Genomic DNA, 17,598 nt, shown 5'->3' on the forward strand with positions numbered 1-17,598 from the left:
AAAGCGGAGGATATTATGTTCAAGGGCGTCAACTCACCGGTCATCACAATTTTGAAGGATGACGGAACAATCGACTATGCAAATATGGAGCAGCATATGAATCATCTCGTGGAAGCGGGGCTGAACGGGCTGCTCTTTCTCGGGAGTCTCGGCGAGTTCTACGCATTCAGCGACGCAGAGCGGCGGGCGCTGATCGACTGTGCCGTCAAGACTATTGCGGGGCGCACACAGGTTGTGATCGGCGTGGGTAATACAGCAGAGGATGAGGTCGTTCGTCTCGCCGCGTATGCCGCAGAGGCGGGGGCGGATGCGCTCAATATCGTCTCGCCTTATTATTTCGGACTGCCTGCGGCAGCAGCGGTGGACTATTTCGAGCGTATTGCAAACGCGGTGGAGCTCCCCATCATGCTCTACAACTTCCCCGACCGTACGGGCAGTGACCTCAGCCCCGAGATCGTACGTGAGATTGCACAGCGCTGCCCCACGATCACGGGGATCAAGGACACGGTGGACAACATCAGCCATACACGGCGCATCTGTCAGGCGGTCAAGCCCGTGCGCCCGGACTTCTCCGTTCTCTCGGGCTTTGACGAATACTACATCGTGAACCGCATCTCGGGCGGTGACGGCGTTCTCTGTGGGCTCACGAATGTCGTGCCCGAGCTCTTCGTCAAGATGCACAGTGCGTACGAGAACGGCGACATCGCTGCGGCGGTGAAATGTGCCGAGCAGATTGCTGGGCTCATGCGGATCTACGCCGTGACGCCGCTCTTCATCACGGGTATGAAGGCGGCGGTGCGTGCGGCAGGTCTGCCCATCTCCACATACACGCGTGCGCCGGGAACGGTGCTGACGGAGGCGGAGGATCGGGAGATTCGTGCCATCCTCGCCGATCGCACTGTATCGTAAAATGCACAACACCTCCTGCAATGGATTTTTGCAGGAGGTGTCTTTTTGCCTCAAACTTTGCTATAATGACATAAAAGTAACATCGAAGGAGAGTGGCAGGATGACGGCGGAGAACTTACCGCTGCCCGTGATGCGCGGCAGTTACGCGCATATGACGCGCACGGAGAAGCGCATTGCGGACTATGTGTCCACACATGTGGGCGAGGTGATGGATCAGACCATCTCGGAGCTTGCGGCGGCGGTCGGCAGTTCTGAGATCACGATCTCGCGCTTTTGCAAAAAGCTCGGGTTCAGCGGCCTGCAGAGCTTTAAGATCGCCCTCGCGGCAGAGCTCTACACGCAGGCGGAAACGGTCTATCAGGACATCGATGCCGCAGATACGAGCGAGAAGGTCGTGCAGAAGGTCTTTCGCAACATCATGGACGGCTTGCAGGATACCCTGAAGCTGCTCGACTATGCGGCGATTGAGCGCGCCGTCGAGATCATACGCGGGGCGCGGCGCATTGCCGTCTATGGATTCGGCAACTCCGCGACCGTCTGCCGCGACATCGAGACGCGTTTCCTGCGCTTCGGCATGGTCGTGCAGGCATACAGCGACGCACACCAGCAGGCGACGTCGGCGTCCCTCCTCACGGCAAGGGACGCTGTCATCGCTGTCTCGCATACGGGTGCGACCCTCGAGCTGCTCGATACCGTCCGCACGGCGCGCGCGGCGGGGGCTGCCGTCATCGTCATCACAAGTCACGCACATTCGCCGCTTGCCAAACTCGGCGATATCATTCTGCACGGCATGGGTCGCGAAGTGCATTACAGCTCCGAGGCCGTCTCCTCACGCCTCATTCATATGGCGATCACCGATGCCCTCTACACTGTTATCGCCATGCAGAGCCCGAGGGAGTATCGCCGCAACCTGCAGAAGATGCGCGCGGTGATTGCGAAGAAGCGGACGTAGGAACGCAGGGCGTGTGGATAGGGAAGAAATGGAGAGTGCGATGGACGATCTGAGCTTTTACAGGGGGAAGCGCGTATTCCTCACAGGACATACGGGGTTTAAGGGGATGTGGCTCGCGCTCCTGCTCCAACGGGTAGGGGCGGAGGTGACAGGCTTCTCCCTCGACGCGCCGACTGAGGGCGGGCATGAGGCACTGCACCGCCTCGGCATATTGAAAGAAATACGGGATGTGCGCGGCGATGTGCGCGATCTTACTGCGCTCTCCCGTGCATTTCACGAAGCGTGCCCCGAGGTCGTTTTTCATCTCGCGGCACAGCCGATTGTGCGCGAGAGCTACCGTCAGCCCGTGGACACCTTTGCGGCGAATGTGATGGGTACGGTCAACCTGCTCGAATGTGTTCGCATGTCGGACACGGTGCAGTCCGCGCTCGTGGTGACGACGGACAAGGTCTATGAAAATAAAGAGTGGGCGTGGGGATATCGCGAGAACGAGCCGCTCATGGGTTACGATCCGTATTCGGCGAGTAAGAGCTGTGCAGAGCTTGCGGTCTACAGCTATCGGCAGAGTTTCTTCGCGGACCTCGGTGTGCGCCTTTCGACGGCGCGCGCGGGCAATGTGATCGGTGGCGGAGACTTTGCGCCCGACCGCATCATCCCCGACTGTATCCGCGCTGCAGTGCGCGGCGCGGTTATCGATATCCGCAATCCGCACTCGACACGCCCCTATCAGCATGTTTTGGAGCCCCTTTCGGTCTATCTCACGATTGCAGCGCAGCAGACGGAGAATCCCCGTCTTGTCGGCGCGTGGAACGTTGGCCCCGACGATGCGGACTGCGTGACGACAGGAACGCTTGCGGACATCTTCTGCCGCGCGTGGGGCGATGGTGTGCGTTGGCAGACTCAGGCGGACGGCGGCCCGCACGAGGCTCATTTCCTAAAGCTGGATTGCTCGAAGCTTAAGGCGCAGCTCGGCTGGCAGCCACGCTGGCATATCGAGGAAGCTGTGGAGAAAACAGTGGCGTGGGCAAAGGCATGGGAGGCTGGTGCGAATATGCGCGCCGTGACAGAGCAGCAGATCGATGTGTTCTTTGCGTAGGATGGAATTCTGTGTGATATGAGGGAGAGTAAAGAGTGAGCGAGCAGAAGATGCGCGGGGAGATTCTTGCGCTGGTACGGGAGTACTGTGACAAATATCATGCGCCGAAGGAGGGGTTCACGCCTGGAGATCGACTGCCCTATGCGGCGCGCGTCTACGATCACGAGGAGATGGAGAACCTCGTTTCGAGTGCACTCGAGTTCTGGTTGACAGCGGGGCATTATACGGACGAGTTCGAGCGCGGGTTTGCTGCATATCTCGGTGTAAAGCACTGCTCTCTCGTCAATTCCGGCTCGTCTGCGAACTTGCTCGCCTTTATGGCGCTCACCTCACCGCTTCTCGGCGAGCGCGCCGTTGGTCGGGGGGATGAGGTCGTCACGGTGGCGGCGGGGTTCCCGACGACAGTTGCGCCGATCATTCAGTATGGGGCTGTGCCCGTGTTCGTCGATGTAAGTCTGCCGACGTACAATGTGGATACCACTCTTCTCGAGGGGGCGCTCTCCGATCGGACGAAGGCGGTCATGATCGCACACACGCTTGGCAATCCGTTCGACCTCGCGGCAGTCAAGGCGTTCTGTGATAGGCACAATCTCTGGCTCGTCGAAGACAACTGCGATGCACTTGGCTCGCAGTATACACTGAACGGAAAAGAATGCTATACGGGCACAATCGGCGACATCGGCACGTCGAGCTTCTACCCACCGCATCATATGACGATGGGCGAGGGCGGCGCGGTCTATACGAACAACGCCCTGCTGCACCGCATTGTGCGCTCCCTGCGCGACTGGGGGCGCGACTGCATCTGCGCATCAGGGCAGGACAATCTCTGCGGGCATCGCTTCGACCGTCAGGACGGGGAACTGCCGCGCGGGTATGATCACAAATATGTCTATTCACATTTCGGCTACAATCTGAAGGTGACGGATATGCAGGCGGCGGTCGGTGTCGCGCAGCTGAAGAAGCTGCCCGCATTCGTGGAGCGTAGGCGGCACAATTTCGCGCGGCTGCGCGTCGCACTCGCGGATTTGGAGGAGTTCTTCGTCCTGCCGGAGGCGACGGCGCACGCAGATCCAAGCTGGTTCGGCTTTTTGCTGACTTGCCGAGAAGGGCTCGAACGCACAAAGATTGTGCGCTATATCGAGGAGCACAGCATTCAGACGCGCATGCTCTTCGCGGGGGATCTGACGAAGCATCCTTGCTTTGACGAGATGCGTCGCACGGGCGAGGGCTATCGCATCGCGGGGCGGCTCGATGTGACTGACCGCATTATGAACGACACATTCTGGCTCGGCGTCTACCCCGGGCTGACGGATGAGAAGATCGACTATATGGCGCAGGTCGTGAAGGACGCTGTGCGCGGGTGAGAGGTTGCATGAAAAAGGGGCTGTTGCACGAAACCAACGTGCAGCAGCCTCAAATTTTGTGAAAAAAACACAGAAGCCGGTGTTTTCAAACACCGGCTTCTGGCGTAAAATATGAGTATGCAACAAATTTTACATAAGGATTATACATCCTACGGAGGCACATTTCAACCCAGTCTCCCCCTCAACTTTGAATTTCAAATCAAGAAGGACGATCCCGTTCGCCTCCTGCTCCACTGCATCCATCAAATGGATCTTACGCCCCTGTACAGGAACTTTAGGCGTGCCGAGCGGAATCTCGTATCACCGCATCAGCTGCTTGCCATCCTCATCTACGCATACATGAATCAAATCTACAGTTCCCGCCGCATTGAGGAGGTATGCCTAAGGGACATCCACTTCATGTATCTGCTCGAAGGGCACCCCGCACCGGATCACGCAACCATTGCCCGTTTTCGCAGGGATCACTTTGCCCCCTGCGCCAAGGAGATTCTGGCACAAATGGCACAATTTCTCGCATCCGTTGGAGCCATCTCATTTGCAATATGGCGTGGAGGCATCCTTTATCGTATGGGCAGGTGTTTACCCGAACCCGACAGATACACGGACACTTATCCCGTTTTTGGAGGATTTTCATGCACACATCGGAAAAAGGAGCCAGAAACTCGTCGCCGATGCAGGATATGAGAGTGAGGAGAACTACCTGTATTTGAGGGAAAAGGGACAGACCTCCTACATCAAGCCGAACAACTACGAAGTGAGCAAGAAGCGCAAATGGAAGCAGGACATCGGGCGGCGGGAGAACATGAAGTACCTTGCGGCGGAGGATGTCTACCAGTGCGCCGAGGGGCGGCGACTCGTTGTGACGGGGACGCGCAGGACAAAGAGTGCGAGCGGGTATGTGAGCGAAAAGACCATCTACACGTGTACCGACTGCAATGGCTGCGAAAGAAAGAAGCAGTGCATCCATGGCAACCACAGCAAGATACCAATGGAGGAACGAACCAAGAGATTGGAGGTTGCCAAGGTCTTTCAACGAGAGCGTGCAAAGAACCTTGCACGGATCAAGAGCACGGAAGGAATCGTCCTGCGGATGAACCGCAGCATCCAGGCAGAGGGTGTCTTTGCACAGATCAAGGGAGCCTTTGGATTTCGCCGTTTTCTTACGAGAGGGCGTGCGAATGTCTTGGGTGAGACGATTCTGCTGGCACTGGCACACAACGTCTTCAAACTGCATCAAAAGATACAGAGCGGCACGTTGGAGCGGCATCTGGTATCATTGAGAGAAGCTGCATAAGAAGACGTCGGAAAGAAACCAATAAGGGCACACGAATAAGGGCGAGCATTGCAATCGTCCTTATTCGTGTGCCCTATTTCTGTAGAGGTGCAAGTTTTCATCACCGTTGTTTCGCCGATCTGCCCCTATACGAAAATTCGTGTTGTTATTTCCTCCGTGGTCGAATGGTGATGAGGAAGGCGGTGGCATAGGCGGTGATGGGGATGGCGCAGAGGAGGCCGATGCTGCCGATGAGGGAGCGGACAACCTCGGTAGCGATCATGTTGAGGTTCATGATGTGCAGGAGAGAGATGTCGGGCTGTGCGGAGATGAGGAGGATGAGGGGGAGTGCGCCGCCGATGTACGCGAGGACGAGAGTGTTCGCCATCGTGCCCATGACATCGCGTCCGACGTTCAGCCCTGAGGAGACGAGTGTCTGAAACTTCGTTTTGGGGGCGAGCAGCTTCATCTCGTACTGCGCAGAGGCGATGGAGACGGCGACATCCATGACAGCGCCGAGCGCGCCGAGGACGATGCCCGAGAAGAGTAGTTCGCGGAAGTCCACGTCCTTCAGATAGAGTGCCTTGAGCATGCCCGCCTGTTCCTCGGAGACACCCGTGAGATAGGTAAAGTGGATGGCGAGGACGGCGAGGAGTCCTGCAACGAGGATGCCGCCGATGGTACCGATGATGGCGCCTGCGGACTTCACGTTGCGCCCGTTCACGATGAGCTGGGTTGCAAGCGTGATGACGGCACCGATGAGGATTGTCCAGAGCAGGATATGTGACGGTGCAAAGAGGATGAACGCAATGAGTCCCTTTGCAATGAGGAGAACGGCAAAGAGGAGGACAAGGAGCGCCTTGAGTCCCGTCATTCCGCCGAAGAGGATGAGGAGTGCAGCAAAGCCGAGGAGGAGGAAAAGCATGGCAGGCAGGCGGTCATAGTCGACGATGGCGTAGGTGTCGTTCTCATCGCGGACGATGATGTTATCGCCCTCCTGTGGGTGGATGTCGAAGGCCGGATTGTTCAGTGTGCGATGTGTGATCGTCGCCTCTGTCCCCTCGGCAGAGCCAGAGTCGATGCGGAGCTGCACCTCGTACTGCAGGCTGCCGGGGGCGAACTCCTTGATCTCGTTTTCCGTCTCTGTGACGCTGAGCACCTCCGCCTTGTAGGTGGGCGGGTCGCCGTCCTCTCCGCCCGGCAGGTGGAAGAGGGCATAGAGAAGTACGAGGATGGCTATGCAGACAGCGAGGAAACGCGCGAAGCGCTGCGGATGGATTTTCATAAGGGCACCTCTTCATGGAATATTGAGATGATTGAGACGACTGAGATTATCATACATGCTGATAATGATATTTATATTAGCATGAAGGCAATACTTATTCCTGATTACGTCGGAAGTATTGACAACACTGGTATTCTCACATATACTGAGAACAACAAGATGATTCCGGAGACGGAGCGGGCACGCATGCTGCCAAGGCTCTGCGGCGCAGGAATTGTCAACGATGCGGATGTTCTGTAACGTTGCATCGTTCACTCAGTTCTGAGGCAAGGCGCCGCGTTCGATTATGCCCCAATGGGGCGCTATACATAAGGAGGAGTTATCATGTTCTCGAAGACAGATTTCTGGATTGGCCTTGCAGTCGGTGCGGTGGCGGGTATCTTTGGCTACCGTTTTATGCAGGAGCGTACGCAGCAGCTTGCGGCACTCGAGGCAGGACAGGCGGATCTCTCGCTGGCAGAGCTTCAGCGTCAGAAGGAGGAGCTTGAGGATCTGATTGCGGCGCAGTCTGCATCGGAGCAGTAAGAGTTCCATAGGTCACGGGGCTGCCGCGCATTTGCGCGCAGCCTTTTTTTCTAAAAGAAAGAGAGGAAGCAATCTTCCCATGAATATTTTCGATACGATCAAGAACGCGATTCCGCAGTCGGCGATGGATGTCTTCGTGCGTACGACGGATATTGCATCCTATATGCCGGGGCGTGTGCGTCTCTACAGCAAGCAGCTCGTGAACAACGCTGCACTCGAGGCGCAGGTGCAGGCGCATCTCAGCGCGCTCGCGGAGATTGAGCGCGTGGAGACGAATATTGCGACGGGCTCGATCCTCATCACATATGAGCCAGAGCGTCTGCGTGCAAATGCGGAGCTTCGGCGCGTCGAGAACTATATGCGCACGCATGCGAAGAGGAGGGCATCATGAACTATGTTTCGGGATTGATGCTTGGCGCATCTATTGCGAATATGCTGCGGCAGACACTCAGCGGTACGGGCGATATGAATGCGATGCAGGGCATGCGCGGCGGGCGCGGGCGCATGATGCCGGGCGGACAGTCCGCCGCCTTTCCCTCGATGACGGGAAGTCTTGCGGGCAGTGCTTCCGCGCTGACGGGGCTCTTTGGGGGCTCCGGGCGGACGGGCGGTCTTGCGGGGCTTCTGCCGTCTGCGGGGACAGCTGAATCCTCTGCTGCCGCTGCGCATCAGGGTCGGACTTCCTCGGAGCTGCCCTTCATCTGCGTGCATGCATCGCCTGGACGTCGCCGCTATCGGACGCCGTATCTGACGCCGGAGTTTGCACAGGTGCTCGAGGAGTGCCTCGTGCGTCTCCCGTTCGTGACGCGGGTGCGCGCAAATGCGGTTGCAGGAAGTATATTGCTCACCTATATGCCCGAGGATGAGGCACATATCCTCGTGCTCGCAGAGGGGCTGGAGGAGATCTTCTCCGAGGGGCGTACGGCTCCGCCGCCCGCGACGCTTGCGCAGAGTGTGCGCCGTTCGGTACATGATTTTAGCGGATGGATTCAGAGGCATACGGGCGGGGCACTCGATCTCAGCTCGGTGGTTGCGGGCGTGTTCGTTCTGCGCGGCATTCGCCAGCTCGTGTTGTCGAATAATACGCCGTCGGGCTCGCAGATGCTCTGGTGGGCGCTGACGCTGATGAGAGGGTGGCGGGTATGACGAAGCTCGTACATACGCGCATCCGTCTGCGTGGGGAGCTGCCGCGCGCAGACGCCCTCCAGCTTGCGGCGCGGCTGCGCCGCTTCCCTGCCGTGACGGCGGCATCGGTACGCGACGGCGCGGTAGAACTCTGGCACGAGGGACAGATTCCCGCTGCGCGCATTCTTGGCGTCGCGGAGCGTGCCGTGCGTGAGGCGGCAGAGAAGACGGTGACACCGACGGAGCAGATGGCGGAGTTTCGCCGCGATGCCGTGATCTCGCTTGCGAGTTTTGCGGCGATGGAGCTGCTGCGGCGCGGCGCACCCGAGCTCTTTGCCTCGCTCAAGGTTCTGCGGTCTCTGCTCGTGCTCGGTATTTCGCGCAATTTCATCAAGACCGGCATTGGAGGTCTGCTCAAAGACCGCCAGCCGAATGCGGATACGCTGACCACGACGGCGGTCATCGCCTCCGTACTTGCGGGCAAGCCCGAGTCGAGTCTCATGCTGCTCGCGCTCAGCAACGGCGCGGAAATGCTGACGAGCTATGCGGCGGAGAAAGCGCGCACGCATATCTCGGGGCTGCTCTCGCTCGGACAGCGCGATGTCTGGCTGGTTGAAGAGACGGCGGACGGCGAGGTTGAGCGGAAGGTGCCTGTGGAGGAGGTGCGCCCCGGCGATACGATCGCCGTGCACGCGGGTGAGAAGATTGTGATCGACGGGCGTGTGCTGCGCGGCGATGCGGCGGTGACGCAGGCGTCGATTACGGGCGAATCCGCGCCCGCGATGAAGCACGAGGGCGCGCCAGTCTACGCGGGCAGCGTGGTCGAGGCGGGTGAGCTCGTCGTCAAGGTGGAGAAGGTGGGCGGCGATACGTCGCTCGCGCATATCGTTCACCTCGTCGAGGAGGCGCAGATGCGCCGTGCGCCCGTGCAGAATTTTGCCGACCAGATGGCGAACTATCTCGTGCCCGTGTCCTTCCTCGGCGCGGCGATTGTCTACGGGGCAACGCGCGACTGGGGGCGGGTGCTGAATCTGCTCTTTATCGACTTTTCCTGCGGTCTGAAACTCTCCACGGCGACGGCTATGTCGGCGTCGATCGCTGCGGCTGCAAAGCGCGGCATTCTCGTCAAGGGCGGCAACTACATCGAGGCGCTTGCACGCACGGATACGGTTGTGCTCGACAAGACGGGAACGCTGACGGTCGGCGTGCCGGAGATCACGTTCATCCGCACGGCAGCAGGTGTGACGGAGAAGGAGGTCATTCTCCTCGCGGCGTCGGCGGAGGAGCACTCAGTGCATCCGCTCGCGGTGGCAATCCAGAAATATGTAGAGGAGAAGGAGTGGGTAACGCCGCAGCATCGCTCCTCAAAGACCATTGTGGCGCGCGGCATGCTTGCCGAGGTGCCCGATTTCGAGGGGTATACGGGCGGAACGGTGCGCGTCGGCAGCCGCCGCTTCCTCCAAGAGAATGGAATCACGGACGAGGAGGAGCTTGGTGCCCAGGTCGTCGGCAAGAATCTCCTCTACGTGGCGCGTGATGCGCAGCTCATCGGCATCATCGGCATCGAGGATCCCATTCGGCCGAAGATGAAGAAGACGCTGAATCAGCTGCGCCGCTGCGGCGTGGATGAGATCGTCATGCTGACGGGTGATGCGAAGGCGGTCGCGGCAGATGTCGCGCGCGAGATGGATGTGGACTCCTATCACGCGGAGATCCTGCCCGAGGACAAGTCGCGCTATGTCAATGAACTGCGCCAGCGCGGCACGGTGATGATGGTCGGCGACGGGATCAACGATGCACCTGCGCTCGCGTTTGCGGATGTGGGCGTCTCGCTCGGCGGACGTCAGACGGACATTGCAGCGGAGTCCTCGGCGGTGACGATCCACGCGGAGGATCCCACGCGCCTCGTGGAGGCGCTGCGTCTCGGACAGCGGACGATGCACCTTGTGCACCAGAATTTCAAGGCAACGCTGCTCATCAACTCGTCGGCGATGCTGCTCGGCGCACTCGGCTCGATCAGTCCGCTCGCGGCAGCGGCGATCCACAACACGGCGACACTCGGCGTCGTGCTGAACAGCTGTCGCATCCTGACACCCGAGGGCGGCATTTTCGCACGGCGCACACGGCCATGACGGGGTGAACTGTTCTCCTACCTTAAAGTATTGATTTTTCCTGTATCCTGTTGTAGAATACGAGGGAATGAAATGAAAAGATAGTTTCGGATCACGCATCTACCGATCCGCTATTTGGGAGGAGAGTTTTGTCAATGGCAGGAAAGATGAAGAACTGCTCAAGCTGCGGGAAGGTATTTGTTTCGATCAACAATGCTCGTATCTGCGTGGATTGCCGCGAGAAGGAAGAGCAGTGGGAGAAGCAGATCGTAGAGTATGTGCGTGATCATCCGAAGAGCCAGATCCCCGAGATCGTCGAGGCGACGGGGGTCCAGGAGCCGGTGATCCGCCGCATGATTCGCGAGGGGCGCTTTATCTCCTCCGATGTCCAGCTCTTCTATCCGTGTGACAAATGCGGCTCGCCGATCCAGAAGGGGCAGTACTGCGACAAGTGTCAGAAGGAGATGCGCGAGGAGCTGACGGCGGCTGTTGCAAAGAAGTCCGCCTCGGGCATGCGCACGACTTCGGACGGCTCCGGCGGACGGCGCGGCTATGTGACGCTCGGTGATAAATAAAAACTCAAGAACGCGTGCTTAGGAAAAATTTCTTAAGTACGCGTCTTTTTTTTTCGATAAAGAATGTGAAAGGACTCCGACCCTTTTTCGGAGGGTATATCGGAGCAATACATAGGTGGTGAAGAATATGTTGATCAGCAATCATGCAGTTGCGGCTGTGAGCCGTCTCTATGCGGGCAGCCAGTCGACAGGAACGCGCCGTGTGGATGCAGTCAGCGCCGTACAGCGTCCCGATGCACTCGAACTCTCAGGCGAGGTGCAGAGCTTTGGCGATATCCTGCAAAAACTGCGGGGCATGGACGACGTCCGCACGGAGCGCGTGGAGGCGCTCGCGGCACGCACACAGGAGCCTGCATCCTCGGATATTGCAGCGAAGATGCTCGCAATGCGCTACTGATATGGGGCGCACTCATGTGGAATGTATTTACGACAACCCTTGAGGAATTATATCGTCAGTATGAGAAGATCCGTGCTCTGCAGGAGAAGAAGCGCGGCGTTCTTGTTGCGCTCGATATGGCAGCACTCGAGAAGCTGACCGCCGAAGAGGATTTTCTTGCAAAGGCCGTGCAACAGCTCGAAAAGCAGCGCCTGACGCAGCTTGCACAGATCGCACAGGTGACGCCCGGTGTCAGTGCCGAGACGAATATGGAGGAGCTGGCACTCCTCGCGCCGACGGATGCGGCTCACCGCTCCGTGCTCGCCGCGAGCCGAAATCTCAGCCGCATCGTCAAGGAGACGGCGGAGCGCAGCGAGGCGAATTCCCTCCTGATCGAGGGGGCGCTCATCGCGGTAAACCGCCAGCTTGGCAAAATCGGTGGCGCTGTTGTCGATCCCGTCTATGGAAACACGGGCGGCGAGCAGGTGCGGCATCTGAAGAAGAATCTGGACTATAAGGCGTGAACGGCGATGACGAATGAAACCCGTGAGGCGCTTGTGCTCCTGAAGGCACAGCTCGCTGCCTGCGAGGAGGCGGCACATCGCTTCGCCGCACTCAGCGATGCCCTCTGTCAGAGTGCATCGGGGGGCGGCGTTGCGGAGCCGACGGCGGCAGCGGAGCACAGCCTGACTGAGGTGCGGTCACTCGCACGCCGACAGTCGGACTTCCTTGCAAATACTGGCGCAGAAAGCCTTTCTGTTATCGTTTCGCGTGAGCCGAATCTACGTGAACGCCTCGCCGTCGAGCGTGTCCTGCGTGCCGTTGCAGCGCGTCAGGCAGAGCTGCGGGAGCGCATACAGATCTGCGCGGAGCTGCTGCAGAACAGCGCTGCGTTTGTGAACTATCAGCTCAACGTCATCTCCGGCACCGTTGCCGAGGATACCTACGGCAGATCGCAGCCCGTTGCGGGCCCTGCACCGGGTGTGAACCGTGCGGTTGCGATGTTTGATGCGGATGTATAAAGAGTCAGAGATAAGAGTAGGGAAAGAGTGAGGGATCATATGCGGTCAACATTTGCCGGACTCAATACGATGGTGCGGGGCATACAGAACAATCAGCTCTCGCTCGATACCACCGGACACAACATCACGAATGCCTCGACGGAAGGGTACTCGCGTCAGCGCGTCGACTCGGCGGCGACGAACTATCAGGAGCGCCCGTCCCTCTATGGCGGGGTCTATGTCGGCGGCGGCGTGGATGTCGTGGCGCTGAACCGCGCGCGCAATATCTACGCGGATAAGCAGTTCTGGTCGGAGAACTCGGCGCAAAATCTCTATCAGACCTACAAGACGAACTATGACAAGGTGGAGACGATCTTCAATGACTCCAAGAAGACGGGTATCCTGAACGCGATGCAGCAGTTCTACTCCTCTTGGGTCAATCTGTCCGACTATGCAAGCGACGCGGCGTCGCGTACGGCGGTGATCACGAAGGGCAACAACCTCGTTGACCGCATCAAGACGAGTGCAAAGCAGCTGCAGGCACAGATCAATGCACAGTACGAAGAGACGCGCATTCAGGTCGGGAAGCTCAACGGGATCACGAAGGAGATTGCGCGCCTCAACAAGAATATCATGCTCGCCGAGACGAACGGCGGCAAGGCGAACGATCTGCGCGACCAGCGCGACCTCCTCGTCGACAAGCTCTCTGAGATCACAAATGTCAATGTCTATGAAGAGGCAAATGGCCAGTATACCGTCGTCTCGAACGGCATGTCGCTCGTCCAGCGCGAGAATACGTTGACCGTCGAGATGAGTGAACCCATCTACAACCAGCAGTACGGCCTCTCGGACTACACCCTGCGCATCAAGGAGGCGGGCGGCATCGGCTATGTCCCGCAGAGCGGCATTTTAAAGGCGCTCTCGGATACGATCGTGCAGGACAAGGGGCATATCGACCAGCTTGCGGACATCTCCGCTGCACTGCTCACGACGTTCAACGACGTGCACAAGCTCGGGGCGGGCATCGACAACGATCCGACCACAGGCCCGACGACGTGGCTGAACTTCTTCGGACAGAACAAGTTCACATCCCCAACAGGTACAACCTACGATCAGATGCAGTACACATGGCATGTCAATACGACGACGGGCGAGCGCTGGATGGAGGCGGCAGGATCTACAATCACGCGGACGGCTGCGGCAGGACCTCCCCCTGAGGTTACCGTAACAGCGACGGTCACAGGCGGACCGGACAAGCTCAAGTCCATGCAGATCATCAATGCGCTCAAGATCAGTGACGAGCTGACGGCGCAGGGCGGGCAGAACCTTGTTGCCGCGCGCCAGATTGCGGATGCAAACGGGACGAAGGTTGTGCCGACAGCGCTGAGCGGCACGGGCGCGACTTACAAATACAAGGTCTCTGAGATCAACGGTACGGGCGACGGTACGATGGCGGTCGAGCTGAGCAAGCTCTTCAACATCGATCTGGCAGGTGCGATGAATCCACGCGGTACGACGCGCGCGATCAGCGATATATCCATCAACCAGTACTACAACGGCATGATGAGCCAGCTTGGTGCAGATGCCGAGAATGTCGACAAGACGCTCAAGCAGCAGGATGATCTCATGACGCAGATCGAGCAGTGGCGTCAGTCCACGTCGGGGGTCGACTGGAACGAGGAGCTGACGAATATGCTCAAGTTCCAGACAGGTTACGGCGCATGTTCGCGCGTGCTCACGTCGATGGATGAGATGCTGGATCGGCTGATCAACAGCACCGGTGTCGTCGGAAGGTAAGAGGTGAGATATGGTACGCATTAGCAGCAACTATATGGTGCAGCGCTATCAGAAAGATCTGAACGCGCTCGACTACACGAAGACGAAGCTCATGGAGCAGGGCGACGGCAGCAAACTGCACCGCCCCTCCGACAACTCGGTGGACTACTCGCGCTACCTGCGCTACGATGTCAACGAGGGAGAGAACAACCGCTATCAGGAGAGTGTCAAGGCGGGCATCTCGTGGATGGCTTCGACACAGACGGCGCTCTCGGGCATGGAGGACATCCAGAAGACGTTCAAGGCGAAGACGATTCAGGGTGCGAACGACGACAAGGATGAGAAGGGCGGCGACTGGCCTGCGATTGCACGCGAGATGAAGGCCGGGATCGAGCAGATTATCTCTCTCGGCAATACGCAGCTTGGCGATCGCTACATCTTCTCGGGACAGGCGGATTTGCGCCAGCCGTTTGCAATGTCGAGCGAGGCGGATCTCAAGCAGCGCGGCGTATCGAAGACGCTCGACGACCGTCAGTCGGCATTCTTCAGCAATGCGAGCGATAAGGACAGCGCGGACTTCCTGCATCAGATGCTTTCCCTCAACGGCGACGACGGCAATACCTACTACCTTAACACCCTGACGGGCAAGGTCTATACGAAGGAATTCGTGCAGGAGGGCTATAAGGACATGATTGCGAAGGGATATAAGACCGAGGCAGAAGCGAATGCCGCCGGTGAGACGACCTTCGTGGGAAATGTGCCTGCTGCGATCAAGGGATCGACATTCATCAAGGATAATTTTAAGAATACGGGCGAGGTCACGACGGCAGGCTCCGGATGGTCGGCTGCGGTGAACGGCACGACGGTTCGATTCTCCACCGTGCGTCAGCAGATCGTCACCTACAGCGGCGACATGCGCTACATCTCGATGGTCAAGCAGAACGGCTCGACGGAGCCGTCGGCAGATACGGTCAACAAGACGGGGATGGATATCTTCGGACGTGACCTCTTTGATGACAAGAACTCCGGAAACGATCCCTCGGGCACGGCGATGGTCAACAATATGCTGACCGTCTACGCCAAGACAAAGGCGTGCGACGCCCACTGGCTGAGCTCGGACGGCGTAACGCTCGCCGATGTTGCGAATCAGGTGACCCTGCAGGCACATACGGAGACGGGCGCGCGCAGCGGTCTCTATACGGATATGAAGGATATTCTCACGAATCATCAGGAGAACATCACGCGTGATATTACGAATGTCTCGGGCACGGACGTTGCAGAGCTCGCAACGAAGATGATGCAGCAGCAGACGATTATGAGCATGTCACTCTCAATGGGGGCGCGCATTCTGCCGCTCTCACTCGTGGATTATCTGCGGTAACATCGTTTGATTTGTCTTTCATAACGGGAAAATAACGGGAAAATAACGGGAAAGGATGCCCTTTATGCCCATGCTCTATCTCAACGTGCGGCACACGCTTCCGATGATCGGCATGCGCGTGCAGCGTAATACACTGGACAGCAGTATCAATCAGCCGCGCTATGAACAGGAGACGCAGACAGCGCGCTCGAATCGCGGGGTGACGCAGCCGAAACTGACGATCAACACCTACCCGAGCCGTCACAGCTACGGCTATACGAACAATACGGACTTTGCCCGCGAGAATTACGAGCGCGGCATGAGCGAGGTGCAGAAGGGCACCTCGAAGCATACGCAGATGGCGTGGGCGCTTGCCGAGGATGGTCCCAAGCAGGGACGTCAGGTTGGCATTGAGTTCGCAAAGCGCGATATGGAGAATCGCGTGACACGGCAGCGGCAGCTTGTGGCGGCGGCAATTCCCGACCCCGAGATCCACTTCGATGTGGGGCAGGTGGTCGGTGAGCCGACCATCGGGCGGACAACGCCCCACTGGAACACAGAGGGGCAGGCGCGCGTCCAATTCAACCGCGGCAGCATCGAGACCTATCTGCAGCAAAAAGGCGATATACACAGGTGGGTCAGCGAGGGAAAATACGATATCTATGCATGACAGGAGTCATTGATGAAGAAGATTATGACGAGCCGCTTCGGCGAGATTGAGGCGGCAGAAGAGTCTATTATCCATTTTGCAGCGGGCATTCCCGCCTTCGAGGAGGAGCGGGAGTTCATCATCATCCCCTATGAGGAGGATAGTCCGTACGTCTTTCTGCAGTCTGCAAAGACACCGGAACTTGCCTTTCTCATGACGATGCCGCTCGCGTTTTTCCCGGACTATGAGTTCACGATCGATGATGAGGTCGAAGCGGAGCTCGGTCTGACCTCGCCTGAGGAGGTGCTGATCTATGCGATCCTCACGCTTGCGGGCAAGGAGATCCGCGATCTGACGGCGAACCTCATGGCGCCCATTGTCATCAATGCGGCGACGCGTCAGGCAAAGCAGATCGTGCTCGACCGGAGCCCCTACACAACGAAGCACCGTCTCTTTCCCTCTGAGAAGGAGGCTCGGTAATGCTCGTACTCACACGCAAACCCAGACAGCAGATCATGATCGGCGACAATGTCATCGTCAACATCGTGGAGGTGCAGGGCGACAACGTGCGCATTGCAATTGATGCGCCGCGCAGCGTCAAGATCTATCGCGGTGAGATATACCGGGCGATTCAGGAAGAGAATCAAAAGGCTGCGGCAGCGCCTGCAAACTTTGATCTCAGTGCGTTGCCCAAGAAGTAATTATTATAGCTCAAGGAAGAACAGAGTGGGAACGCCGGATGCGTTCCCTATGACACACGGAGGGGTGCCTTATGACCGTAAAGAATGTTCAGGATGTCATGCTGGCGGCGGTTGCTGTCAGCGGTATGAAGGGTGCGGATACGCCCCATGCGAATGCGTCCGAAGCGCCTGCGCAGGAGGTAAGTCAGGCGCAGCCCGTCGATACGTTTGCCGCAGAGGATGCAAAGGCTCAGGATGAGGCGGCTGCGGAGCAGAAGGAGCAGCACGAGCCGCTCTCTGAGGAGCAGACGGCATATATCACGGAACAGCTCAATGAAATCATGCGCAACATCAATGTTGACCTGCAGTTCCAGTATCACAAAGAGGTGAACTTCATGTCCGTGCGCATGCTCGACAAGAAAACGGGCGAGGTTCTGCGTGAGGTTCCACCCGAGGCGATGGTAGAGCATATGATCAAGGTGCACGACTGGATCGGCGCCTTCTTGGACAAGACGGCATAGGCGAGGTTGAAGGAGGATAT

The 17,598-nt window shown here is 58.3% G+C and carries 20 protein-coding genes and 1 pseudogene; 20 read left to right on the top strand and 1 reads right to left on the bottom strand.

What is annotated here, in order from left to right; translation table 11 throughout:
- Positions 1-15 precede the first annotated feature (15 nt).
- From H1B31_RS03995 to H1B31_RS11585, 5 genes and pseudogenes are all read left to right on the top strand, one after another.
- Positions 16-909 carry a dihydrodipicolinate synthase family protein gene (locus tag H1B31_RS03995; protein WP_185980982.1) on the top strand — a complete coding sequence of 298 codons (894 nt, stop codon included), beginning with the start codon at positions 16-18 and terminating at the stop codon, positions 907-909.
- 100 nt (positions 910-1,009) lie between these two features.
- Positions 1,010-1,861 carry a MurR/RpiR family transcriptional regulator gene (locus H1B31_RS04000; protein ID WP_185980983.1) on the top strand — a complete coding sequence of 284 codons (852 nt, stop codon included), beginning with the start codon at positions 1,010-1,012 and terminating at the stop codon, positions 1,859-1,861.
- 40 nt (positions 1,862-1,901) lie between these two features.
- Positions 1,902-2,957: a CDP-glucose 4,6-dehydratase gene (rfbG, locus tag H1B31_RS04005; protein ID WP_185981224.1), complete on the top strand. Its 1,056-nt coding sequence runs from the start codon at positions 1,902-1,904 to the stop codon at positions 2,955-2,957.
- Between the two features lie 35 nt (positions 2,958-2,992).
- Positions 2,993-4,321, top strand: a complete 1,329-nt coding sequence (gene rfbH, locus H1B31_RS04010) for a lipopolysaccharide biosynthesis protein RfbH (RefSeq protein ID WP_185980984.1) — start codon at positions 2,993-2,995, stop codon at positions 4,319-4,321.
- A 111-nt stretch (positions 4,322-4,432) separates the two neighbouring features.
- Positions 4,433-5,615 (top strand): annotated as a pseudogene (locus H1B31_RS11585) (transposase).
- Between the two features lie 145 nt (positions 5,616-5,760).
- Here H1B31_RS11585 and H1B31_RS04020 read toward each other — a convergent pair.
- Positions 5,761-6,879 (bottom strand): YibE/F family protein, encoded by a 1,119-nt coding sequence (locus H1B31_RS04020; protein ID WP_185980985.1) that lies wholly within the window; start codon positions 6,877-6,879, stop codon positions 5,761-5,763.
- 81 nt (positions 6,880-6,960) lie between these two features.
- Between H1B31_RS04020 and H1B31_RS04025 the strand changes: the two genes are divergently transcribed.
- The 15 genes from H1B31_RS04025 (at position 6,961) to H1B31_RS04095 (ending at position 17,578) form a co-directional block, all read left to right on the top strand.
- Positions 6,961-7,119, top strand: coding sequence for a hypothetical protein (locus H1B31_RS04025; protein WP_157049425.1), 159 nt, complete (start codon positions 6,961-6,963; stop codon positions 7,117-7,119).
- Positions 7,120-7,203: 84 nt separating this feature from the next.
- Complete coding sequence (locus tag H1B31_RS04030) at positions 7,204-7,404, top strand: hypothetical protein (RefSeq protein WP_006304978.1); 201 nt, start codon at positions 7,204-7,206, stop codon at positions 7,402-7,404.
- 79 nt (positions 7,405-7,483) lie between these two features.
- Positions 7,484-7,795: an HMA2 domain-containing protein gene (locus H1B31_RS04035; RefSeq protein ID WP_185980986.1), complete on the top strand. Its 312-nt coding sequence runs from the start codon at positions 7,484-7,486 to the stop codon at positions 7,793-7,795.
- A complete protein-coding gene (locus H1B31_RS04040; protein WP_185980987.1) occupies positions 7,792-8,550 on the top strand; it encodes an HMA2 domain-containing protein in 759 nt (252 codons plus the stop codon). The genes H1B31_RS04035 and H1B31_RS04040 overlap by 4 nt, the downstream gene beginning before the upstream one ends.
- Positions 8,547-10,661 (top strand): heavy metal translocating P-type ATPase, encoded by a 2,115-nt coding sequence (locus H1B31_RS04045; protein ID WP_185980988.1) that lies wholly within the window; start codon positions 8,547-8,549, stop codon positions 10,659-10,661. The genes H1B31_RS04040 and H1B31_RS04045 overlap by 4 nt, the downstream gene beginning before the upstream one ends.
- Before the next feature lie 134 nt (positions 10,662-10,795).
- The gene (locus H1B31_RS04050; protein ID WP_009440923.1) at positions 10,796-11,215 is read left to right on the top strand and encodes a flagellar protein; all 420 of its coding nucleotides are present in this window, start codon (positions 10,796-10,798) and stop codon (positions 11,213-11,215) included.
- Between the two features lie 127 nt (positions 11,216-11,342).
- Positions 11,343-11,612, top strand: coding sequence for a flagellar biosynthesis anti-sigma factor FlgM (locus H1B31_RS04055; protein WP_009440924.1), 270 nt, complete (start codon positions 11,343-11,345; stop codon positions 11,610-11,612).
- Between the two features lie 14 nt (positions 11,613-11,626).
- Positions 11,627-12,115 (top strand): flagellar protein FlgN, encoded by a 489-nt coding sequence (locus H1B31_RS04060; protein ID WP_185980989.1) that lies wholly within the window; start codon positions 11,627-11,629, stop codon positions 12,113-12,115.
- Positions 12,116-12,121: 6 nt separating this feature from the next.
- Positions 12,122-12,613 (top strand): hypothetical protein, encoded by a 492-nt coding sequence (locus H1B31_RS04065; protein ID WP_009440926.1) that lies wholly within the window; start codon positions 12,122-12,124, stop codon positions 12,611-12,613.
- A 39-nt stretch (positions 12,614-12,652) separates the two neighbouring features.
- Positions 12,653-14,389, top strand: coding sequence for a flagellar hook-associated protein FlgK (gene flgK / locus H1B31_RS04070; protein ID WP_185980990.1), 1,737 nt, complete (start codon positions 12,653-12,655; stop codon positions 14,387-14,389).
- Between the two features lie 10 nt (positions 14,390-14,399).
- Positions 14,400-15,749, top strand: coding sequence for a flagellin N-terminal helical domain-containing protein (locus H1B31_RS04075; RefSeq protein ID WP_185980991.1), 1,350 nt, complete (start codon positions 14,400-14,402; stop codon positions 15,747-15,749).
- 64 nt (positions 15,750-15,813) lie between these two features.
- Positions 15,814-16,398, top strand: a complete 585-nt coding sequence (locus H1B31_RS04080) for a DUF6470 family protein (protein WP_185980992.1) — start codon at positions 15,814-15,816, stop codon at positions 16,396-16,398.
- Positions 16,399-16,410: 12 nt separating this feature from the next.
- Positions 16,411-16,857, top strand: a complete 447-nt coding sequence (gene fliW / locus H1B31_RS04085) for a flagellar assembly protein FliW (protein ID WP_009440930.1) — start codon at positions 16,411-16,413, stop codon at positions 16,855-16,857.
- Positions 16,857-17,078, top strand: a complete 222-nt coding sequence (gene csrA / locus H1B31_RS04090) for a carbon storage regulator CsrA (protein WP_185980993.1) — start codon at positions 16,857-16,859, stop codon at positions 17,076-17,078. The genes fliW and csrA overlap by 1 nt, the downstream gene beginning before the upstream one ends.
- 71 nt (positions 17,079-17,149) lie before the next feature.
- The gene (locus H1B31_RS04095) at positions 17,150-17,578 is read left to right on the top strand and encodes a flagellar protein FlaG (protein WP_185980994.1); all 429 of its coding nucleotides are present in this window, start codon (positions 17,150-17,152) and stop codon (positions 17,576-17,578) included.
- Positions 17,579-17,598 lie beyond the last annotated feature (20 nt).

Origin of the sequence: Selenomonas timonae, assembly GCF_014250475.1 — a bacterium.
Lineage (GTDB): Bacteria > Bacillota > Negativicutes > Selenomonadales > Selenomonadaceae > Centipeda > Centipeda timonae.